Genomic DNA, 8295 nt, shown 5'->3' with positions numbered 1-8295 from the left:
AGCTGGGCGCAGCTATCGGCGATTTCTTCGTTACAGCCTTTTTTCAGCAGCACGCGCTTGAATTCGGCTTTCAGGTCAGCAAAGGAAATACGGGGCATTGCAATTCTCCTCATTAAAATGTGTGGGTAGTCCACACGGGTAATGTGTTTGGTCAGAAACCGCGTTGCTGGCGGTAATTTTTCAGGATTTCATCGGCCACCCAGCTGGCGCGGGCGGCGCTTTCCACATTGCCCGGGCAGGTGGCGATACCGTTGAGATCATCGACGATGCTCTGGATGAACGGCTGCTGCACATGCTGCGGGTTGGGGATGCTCACGTCTTGCGTAACGGTGGCGGTGACCAGGCGCAGGGGCTTGTCGGTGAAGAATTCCATCTCGATGCTGCCCTTGGTGCCGATGATCTCGACGTGATCCTGATCCTGGGCGCAGACGTAGCACCATGAGCCATAACCCTGCACCCCGCCTTCGTGGCGCCAGGTGGCGGTGACGGTATCTTCCACGTCATAGAGGCCACCCTGGTTCGAGGCGATGCCATGCACTTCAACGATCGGGCCAAACCAGAAATCGAAGATGTCGAGCGTATGCACGCCCATATCGAGGAACTTGCCAGCGCCGGCTACCTGCGGCAGCAGGCGCCAGGGCAGCGTGGCGCGCGAGAGGTCTTCCTGCGCTGGCGGCTGGTGCTGCACGGCTTTGACGCAGAGCACGTCGCCAATGGCCTTTTCATCCAGCCATTTTTTCACCTGCAGGAAACGCTCCATGGCGCGGCGATAGAACGCCACATAGAGGCGTACGTTATGCCGCTGGCAGTCATCGATGATTTCCTGGCATTCGTCAAAACGCATTGCCATCGGCTTTTCAACGTAGACATGCTTGCCGGCACGCGCCACGAGCAGGGATAGCGGCTTGTGTACCACCGGCGGGGTGGCGATATAGACCGCATCGATTTCCGGATCCTGCACCAGTTCTTCCGCGCTGGCGTAAACCTTGGGTACGCCATGGCGTTCGGCATACGATTGGCTCAGCTTGATGTCGGCGCTGGTTACGGCCAACAGCGTGGAGTTGCTCGATTTGTACAGGCCGGGTCCGCTCTTGACTTCGGTGACCGCGCCACAGCCGATCATGCCCCAACGAATGGTTTTCACTTGGTGACTCCTTAGCTCAGCAGGGAGAGACGGACCTTGATCACGATCTTGCGGATCGCTTCCGGGCCGTCGAACTGGCAGGCCGGACGGTGCACGTCACTTGGGAAAAACACGGCAAAGCTGCCGGGCAGCATCACCAGTGTCGATTCGTTTTCCATGCCGGTATAGAACAGAAGATCGCGCTGTTCGAGCAGATCCTGCGCAATCTGGTTATTGCCGGTATCGGTGGCGACACCGATCTTTTCCCGGCCACGACACAGGAACTGCACGTCGATGTACTGGCGATGCACTTCCGGCTTGGTAAAGGCAAAAGCGTTGGTGGTCATGTCGATCACCTGCACATAGATATCCTTGCCTTGCAGGTCGTAATTGCCTGCGGGCAGTGCGGCGAAATCGGTGGTCTGCAGGTGGCGCAATGCGGTCTGGATGGGTTGCGGCAGGGTGGGCAGCATGTCTGCCATATTGTGGATGTTGCCGAAAATCATTTTTGTGGGCTCCGGTTCGGTGGGAACTTTATGTGTATACCAAATTGAAATCTAGTATACCAGAATGTTGCACATGAACGTCAAGCGGGAGTTGTGGGTGGGCGACCACCCGCCTGATCAGTGGTTGGCCTGGCAGGGGAGAAGTGGCGGGTTTTCCACGCAAACCGTTTATGGTTGCGTGGGTAGTCTGTGGATAATGACGATACGGGATTGATTGGGAAGCGAATTTCTTACCTGCTTAAAAGATGAGCAGGTGGCGGAGGGCCCGCATTTGGGAGGACAGTGGTGTGGGCTGGGCTGAATGAAATGAAGCCCAACACGTTCTGAAATCGTTGGGCTTCGCATGGCTCTGCCCAACCTACCGCACTGAATATTGCCGAAGGTGTAGGTGGCTATTTGATTTTCAGGTCTGCCAGCATCATCTTCAGCAGCAGGGGCTGTGCTTCGGCTGTCGGGTGCAGGCCATCGGGCTGGAACAGATCCGGGCGATCAAGAATGGGCGCGAGCAGAAAAGGCGTAAGCCCGGTCTTATATTGTCGTGCAAGTTTCTCGTAAATGGCCGCGAACTTTCCGGTGTAATCTGCACCATAGTTGGTGGGAATTCGCATTCCGACCAGATGTACCTGGGCGCCGCTGGCCTGGATCAGACGAATCATGCTGGCCAGGTTTTTTTCCATGTCAGCCAGTGGCAGCCCACGCAGGCCATCGTTGGCACCGAGTTCCAGCACCACTTTGCGCGGCTTGTGGGTCTTGAGCGTGGCCGGCAGGCGGGTGAGGCCGCCAGCAGTGGTTTCGCCGGAAACGCTGGCATTGACCACTTTCCATGGCTGGTTGTTGCGGCCGAGTTCGGCCTGCAGCAGCGCAGGCCAGGATTGTTGCACCGGCAGACCGTAACCTGCTGAGAGGCTGTCGCCATAAACCAGCAATACCGGTGTTTCCGCCGCCCCGGCGCCGGGCAGCAAGGCAAATATCAACCAACCCAATATACAGAGATAACGTCGCATGTCTGAATCCTTGATTTCGCTCGTGTCCGCCCGAGGCCTGGGCAAGACCGTATCCACCGGGCACCACTCGCTCGACATTCTGCACGAAATTTCGTTCGAATTGCCTGCGGGCGCCACCCTGGCCGTGGTCGGAGCATCGGGTTCGGGCAAGTCGACGCTATTGGCGCTTCTGGCCGGACTCGATGTGCCCACGCATGGCGACGTGGCACTGGCTGGCCAGTCTCTGGGCTCACTGGATGAGGATGGTCGCGCACAATTGCGCGCCACGCTGACCGGCTTCGTGTTCCAGTCTTTCCAGTTGCTACCAGATCTCACCGCGCTGGAAAACGTGATGTTGCCGCTGGAGCTGATTCCGCGCCCCGGTATGGATCGTGGTGCGATCACGCAGAAGGCGCAGGAATGGCTGGAGCGCGTTGGGCTGGCTGACCGGCTTGATCATACGCCGCGCCAGTTGTCCGGCGGCGAACAGCAGCGGGTGGCGCTGGCGCGTGCCTTTGCGCCGGGGCCGCAAATCCTGTTTGCCGACGAGCCGACCGGCAGTCTGGATTCCACCACTGGCGAGCGCGTGGCCGATTTGCTGTTTGAATTGAACCGCGCCACCGGCACTACCCTGATTCTGGTCACGCACGATGAGCGCCTTGCCGGGCGCTGCGAATGGCGCCTGCGCCTGGATAGCGGCAAGCTGACCGAGTTCGTGCAAGGGGGCGAGCGATGACCTTGCTCTGGCGCCTGTTCCGGCGCGACTTGCATGCACGGGCTTGGCGTACCTTGCTGTTCGCGGTGACGGTAGCGATTGCGGCACTGACCGCCGTGGGCTTGCTGGCCAGCCGCATGGAGCGGCTGCTGGCGATCGAAGCCAATACCCTGCTGGCGGCCGATGCCGTGATCGTGTCCGATCATCCGGTGCCCGGGCCGTTTTTCAGCATGGCCAGCGAGCGCAACTTGCGCATCGCCCAGCTGACCACTTTCCCGAGTATGGCGCGCAAGGGGGAATTGACCGCGCTGGCTTCGATCAAGGCTGCGACGGATGGCTATCCTTTGCGCGGGCAGTTGAAGATCGCTCCGGATGGTGCCGTCGGTACCGTACCCCGGGCGGGCGAGATCATGGTCGATGCGCGGCTGGCGGCGCTGCTGGAAGCGCAACCGGGCGACCGGGTCCAGGTCGGCAATCTCGACCTGAAACTGGCAGCGATCCTGGAGCGTGAACCCGATGGCTCGATCGATTTTTCCGGCACGCAACCGCGCCTCTTGATGAATGCCAGTGATCTGCCTGCCAGCGGCTTGATCGGTTTTGGCAGCCGCGCCCGCTATCGCCTGCTGGTGGCGGGTGCGCCCAAGGATATCAATGCCTGGATCGCCAGCGCCAAGCCCAAGCTGGGCCGCGGCGAGCGCCTGGAAGATGCGCGCGAAGCGCGGCCGGAAATGAACACGGCGCTGCAGCGTGCCGAACGCTTCCTGCGTTTGTCTGCCCTGGTGGCTGGCTGCCTGTCGGCGGTGGCCATGTTGCTGGCGGCACGGCGCTATGCCACACGCCGTTTCGATGAGGTGGCGATCCTGCGCGCACTCGGTGCCACGCGCAAACGCATCGCCGGCTTGCTGTTCGGACAATTGCTGCTGCTGATCCTGCTGGCCAGTGTGCTGGGCGGATTGCTCGGCTGGCTGTCCGAAGCCGCGCTGATTGCACTGGTGCACGAGCGACTGCCGGCGAATGTGCCGCTTCCGGATTGGCGTGCCTGGCTGCTGGCGGCCACGCTGGGCAGTGCCTTGTTGCTGGGCGGTGCCGGGCCGATGCTGCATGCGCTGTCACGCACGCCGCCGTTGCGCGTGCTCCGGCGCGAACTGGCACCACCGGCCTCGGTCTGGCTGCTGTGGTGCGCATTGGCCGTGGCGACCGCAGGCCTGTTGTGGTTGCTGGCAGGTGAGGCCAAGCTGGCACTGGTGGCCGGCGGCGGCATGCTGGGGGCGCTGTTGCTGGCCGGTGGCGCCGGTCTGGGCCTGATGTATGCGGTGCGCAGCCTGCTGCCGGGCGGTACGGCCGGGTTGGCCGCGCGGCAGATCCTGCGCCGCAAGGGGCTGGCCTTTGCACAGCTGGGCGCGCTGGCTGCCGGCCTTTTGGGGGTATGGTTGCTGACCGTGGTGGAAGGCGATCTGTTGCGCGCATGGCAGGGACGCATGGCGGGCGATGTACCCAACCATTTCGCCATCAACATCCAGCCGGATCAGCGTGCGCCGCTGAGTGCCCTGTTCGCCGCCCAAGGCCTGCAACCTCCGGTGTTGCAGCCAATGATCCGCGGCCGCTGGATGCTGCACAACGGCGAGCCGGTTGATCCAAAACGCTATGAGGAAGAGCGCTCGCGCCGGCTGGCCGAACGCGAATTCAACCTGTCCTGGGGGGATGCCTTGCGTGCGGATAACCGGCTGGCAGCCGGTACCAGCCTGCGCGCCGATCAGCCAGGCTGGTCGGTTGAAGAGGGGCTGGCACAGCGTCTGGGCATCAGGATCGGCGATCGCCTGACCTTCGATATTGCCGGAAGCCAGGTCGAGGCACCCGTCATCAATCTGCGCGAGGTCGACTGGGATTCATTTCGCGTCAATTTTTTCGTAACCGGCAGCCGCAGCCTGCTTGATGGCCAGCCGGCCAGCCTGATTACCAGCTTCAATTTGCCGGCCGAGCAAAAACCGCTGATCCCGCAAATCGTGCGTACCCTGCCCAATGTCACCGTGATTGATGTCGGCCAGATTCTGGCCGAGGTGCAGCGTGTGCTGGAGTTGGCCAGTGCCGCGCTGCGGTTGGTGTTCTTCTTCTGTATCGCAGCCGGTGTTGCCGTGCTCTGGGCGGCGCTCGATGCGACCGAATCCGAGCGCAGCAGAGAGGCGGCCGTCATGCGCGCGCTCGGGGCTTCATCGCGGCGGCTGCGGCGGGTCTGGCTGAGCGAAAGCCTGCTGCTGGGCGGCATGGCCGGGCTGGTCGCAGGCGCGGCGGCAAGTTTTACCGGCTGGCTGGTCGGGCGCGAGGTGCTGCAGCTCGCGATTGCCTTCAATCTGTGGTTGCCGCTGCTAAGCTGCATTGTCGGCGCCGTGATCGCAGCGCTGGCTGCATTGCGGCGGCTATCACGGCTGGCGCATACGCCGCCGGCAATTCTGTTGCGCGACGAGGGCTGAAGCCTGCTTGCAGCAGACTTCAAACGGAATCCATGATGGAGGGTTGAGCGATGGCGAACGTGCTGCTGATAGGCGGAAGCGGTTTTATCGGAACCTCGCTGGCGGCACAGTTGCTGCAGGCCGGCCATGCTGTGACGATTCCTTCGCGCAATCCGCAACAGTTGCGCGCCGGCTTGCATCGGGTGCCCGGCTCGCAGTGGATCGCTGCCGACGTGCACGATGCCGCCCGGCTGGTGTCGCTGGCGAGGGACTGCGATGTGGTCATCAATCTGGTCGGCATCCTGCACGGTACCCCGGCGGATTTTGAACAGGCCCATGTCGCCTTGACCAGCAAGATTATTGCCGCCTGCGAGCAGGCCGGCATCAGGCGCTACCTGCACATGAGCGCGCTGGGTGCGCACCCGGACGGGCCTTCGCACTACCAGCGCAGCAAGGCCCGGGCCGAGGAAAAAGTGCGTGCGTCCACACTCGACTGGACCATCTACCGGCCCTCGGTGGTGTTTGGCGAGGGAGACCTGTTTCTCAATATGTTTGCCAGATTGCTGCGCTTTTCACCCCTGTTGCCACTGGCCGGGGCCGGCACGAAATTCCAGCCGGTCTGGGTCGAGGATGTCGCGCGGGCCTTCGTGGCAGGGGTGGAGCGGCAGGAGTTGATCGGACAGACGCTCTCGCTGGTCGGTCCCAGGGTCTATACCCTGGCTGAACTGGTGCGCCTGGCCGGCGAGTATTCCGGGGCGAAACGACCGGTGGTCCCGCTGCCAAACTGGGCTGCGCGCGTGCAGGCGACGCTGTTGAGCGTACTGCCTAACCCGCCGCTGACCCAGGACAATCTCGATTCGCTCACGGTGGATAATGTCGACCCGGCTGGTTTTCCAGCGGTGCTGGGCTGGCAGCCCATGTCACTTGAAGAGGTAGCGCCGGGCTGGCTTCAGAAACGTTCCTGATGCTGCTGCCGTGCCGTAGGTTGGGCTGAATGCAATGAAGCCCAACATGTTTTGGATCGTTGGGCTTCGAGTGGCTTTGCCCAATCTGCATGACTGCTGTGAACAGTATTCCGTGTAGCGCAGATTTTCACGTGCGCTTTTTCAATGAATGGCTGGATCCGCGCACGATCAGGCTGCCGGCCAGTTCGACCACGCGCACCGGTCGTTCCGGGCTTTCCAGACGTTGCAACAGCAATTCCATGGCGGTACGGCCGATTTCGTAGGTCGGTTGGGCGATCACGGTCAGGCCTGGATCGACCAGCGAAGTCCACGGGTCATCATCAAAACCGACCAGGGCGATGTCATTCGGGATTTTCAGCCCACCGGCGCGGATGGCCTGCAAGGCGCCGAGCAGGAATAGCCCGTTGCTGACAAAAATTGCTTCCGGTCGATCTGCGGCAGCCAGCCACTGTGCAACCATCGTCTGCGCGGCCTGCGCTGTCGGCGTGATCAGCTCGCTTTTCCCTTCCAGTCCGAATTGCTTGAGTGCGGCAAGAAAGCCTTCGCGCCGCGCCAGGCCGGTGCCGCTGGCCGAGCCGAAGATGCCGCTGATATGGCGATAACCCTGGCCCACCAGATGGTTCACCAGCACGTGTGCAGCGGCCTGGTTGTCGAGAATGACGGCATCGGCCGAGCCGGCCGGAATCGGGCGGTCTATGATGACGAAAGGAAACGGGTAGTAATCGGCGGTGAATTTGCGGCTGGTGGCCAGTGTGGGCGAGAAGATCACGCCACACACATTTTCATCTTTCATCAGGTCGAGATAGAGCGCTTCTTTCTGCGGATCTTCGTCCGAATTGCAGAAAATCACGCGCATGCCTTCCTGATAGGCCATGTCCTCGACTGCGCGGCTGATATTGGTAAAAAACGGGTTGCGCACGTCGGAAACGATCAGGCCGATGGTTTCGGTGCGCGAAGAGCGCAGGCGTCGTGCAGCAAGGTTGGGTCGGTAACCCAGCCGGGCGACAGTTTCCAGAACTTTGTCGCGCAGATCCTTGCTCACTGGTCCGCTGCCGGAGAGAACACGCGAAACCGTCGCCGTGGATACGCCTGCAGCCTGTGCTACGTCCTTGATCCGGGCCATTTTTCTCTCCGTTACTTGAAAACGTTTACATCATTTTTTCACGAAAGATTCAGTATTTCTAGTCTTGAATAGGCTATTTGTCGGTTTTATTTGCTGTTACAGCAGAATTTTTCAGCTCTTCGACCGCATGGCGGAGAAATATCATTCAGATGTTGACATGAAAAATGTAAACGATTACAAATGGAAGTAGTCGATGAAGAGGAACTACCAATATGAGCGCGCCACTGCATCCCATCGTCCAGCTCTCGGCTGCTCCGGCCAGCAAGGAAGCCGCCATTCGCCAGGCTGGCCAGTTGTTGCTGGAGGCTGGCCATATCGAGCCAGCTTATCTCGACAGTTTTTTTGGCCGTGAAAAAATGGCCGACACCTACCTTGGCAGCGGGGTAGCGATACCGCACGGCATGGTGCAGGACCGGTCGCTGGTGCGTAAGAC

General features: G+C 61.1%; 8 protein-coding genes. 4 read left to right on the top strand and 4 right to left on the bottom strand.

Annotation, left to right across the window (positions count from 1 at the left end; genetic code table 11):
- Nucleotides 1-151: 151 nt before the first annotated feature.
- The 3 genes from AC0KVQ_RS15845 to AC0KVQ_RS15835 form a co-directional block, all read right to left on the bottom strand.
- Nucleotides 152-1144, bottom strand: a complete 993-nt coding sequence (locus AC0KVQ_RS15845; protein WP_473422161.1) for a Gfo/Idh/MocA family protein — start codon at nt 1142-1144, stop codon at nt 152-154.
- 11 nt (nt 1145-1155) lie between these two features.
- A complete protein-coding gene (locus AC0KVQ_RS15840; RefSeq protein WP_473422160.1) occupies nt 1156-1629 on the bottom strand; it encodes a NanQ anomerase/TabA/YiaL family protein in 474 nt (157 codons plus the stop codon).
- A gap of 392 nt (nt 1630-2021) precedes the next feature.
- Nucleotides 2022-2633, bottom strand: a complete 612-nt coding sequence (locus AC0KVQ_RS15835) for an arylesterase (RefSeq protein WP_473422159.1) — start codon at nt 2631-2633, stop codon at nt 2022-2024.
- On the opposite strand from AC0KVQ_RS15835, the gene AC0KVQ_RS15830 reads away from it, so the two are divergent.
- From AC0KVQ_RS15830 to AC0KVQ_RS15820, 3 genes are read left to right on the top strand one after another with little or no spacing between them, the layout of a single operon-like run.
- The gene (locus AC0KVQ_RS15830; RefSeq protein ID WP_473422158.1) at nt 2632-3348 is read left to right on the top strand and encodes an ABC transporter ATP-binding protein; all 717 of its coding nucleotides are present in this window, start codon (nt 2632-2634) and stop codon (nt 3346-3348) included. The genes AC0KVQ_RS15835 and AC0KVQ_RS15830 overlap by 2 nt on opposite strands.
- Nucleotides 3345-5795: an ABC transporter permease gene (locus AC0KVQ_RS15825; protein ID WP_473422157.1), complete on the top strand. Its 2451-nt coding sequence runs from the start codon at nt 3345-3347 to the stop codon at nt 5793-5795. The genes AC0KVQ_RS15830 and AC0KVQ_RS15825 overlap by 4 nt, the downstream gene beginning before the upstream one ends.
- A gap of 50 nt (nt 5796-5845) precedes the next feature.
- A complete protein-coding gene (locus AC0KVQ_RS15820) occupies nt 5846-6739 on the top strand; it encodes a complex I NDUFA9 subunit family protein (RefSeq protein ID WP_473422156.1) in 894 nt (297 codons plus the stop codon).
- A 127-nt stretch (nt 6740-6866) separates the two neighbouring features.
- On the opposite strand, the gene AC0KVQ_RS15815 is transcribed toward AC0KVQ_RS15820, so the two are convergent.
- Entirely contained in the window at nt 6867-7862 is a 996-nt protein-coding gene (locus AC0KVQ_RS15815) for a LacI family DNA-binding transcriptional regulator (RefSeq protein ID WP_473422155.1), read from the bottom strand.
- Nucleotides 7863-8074: 212 nt separating this feature from the next.
- Between AC0KVQ_RS15815 and AC0KVQ_RS15810 the strand changes: the two genes are divergently transcribed.
- Nucleotides 8075-8295, top strand: a 221-nt coding sequence (locus AC0KVQ_RS15810) for a PTS mannitol transporter subunit IIA (protein WP_473422154.1), incomplete at its 3' end; no start/stop codon positions are given.

The organism is Formivibrio sp. oc-25 (assembly GCF_055810895.1).
The sequence above is the reverse complement of the archived record's forward strand: the minus strand, read 5'-3'. Positions and strand labels throughout refer to the sequence as shown.

Bases quoted from the DNA above. Each gene is read 5' to 3' on its own strand.
- AC0KVQ_RS15840 (WP_473422160.1), bottom strand. From the start codon at position 1,629: ATGATTTTCGGCAACATCCACAATATGGCAGACATGCTGCCCACCCTG.
- AC0KVQ_RS15830 (WP_473422158.1), top strand. From the start codon at position 2,632: ATGTCTGAATCCTTGATTTCGCTCGTGTCCGCCCGAGGCCTGGGCAAG.
- AC0KVQ_RS15835 (WP_473422159.1), bottom strand. From the start codon at position 2,633: ATGCGACGTTATCTCTGTATATTGGGTTGGTTGATATTTGCCTTGCTG.
- AC0KVQ_RS15825 (WP_473422157.1), top strand. From the start codon at position 3,345: ATGACCTTGCTCTGGCGCCTGTTCCGGCGCGACTTGCATGCACGGGCT.
- AC0KVQ_RS15820 (WP_473422156.1), top strand. From the start codon at position 5,846: ATGGCGAACGTGCTGCTGATAGGCGGAAGCGGTTTTATCGGAACCTCG.
- AC0KVQ_RS15815 (WP_473422155.1), bottom strand. From the start codon at position 7,862: ATGGCCCGGATCAAGGACGTAGCACAGGCTGCAGGCGTATCCACGGCG.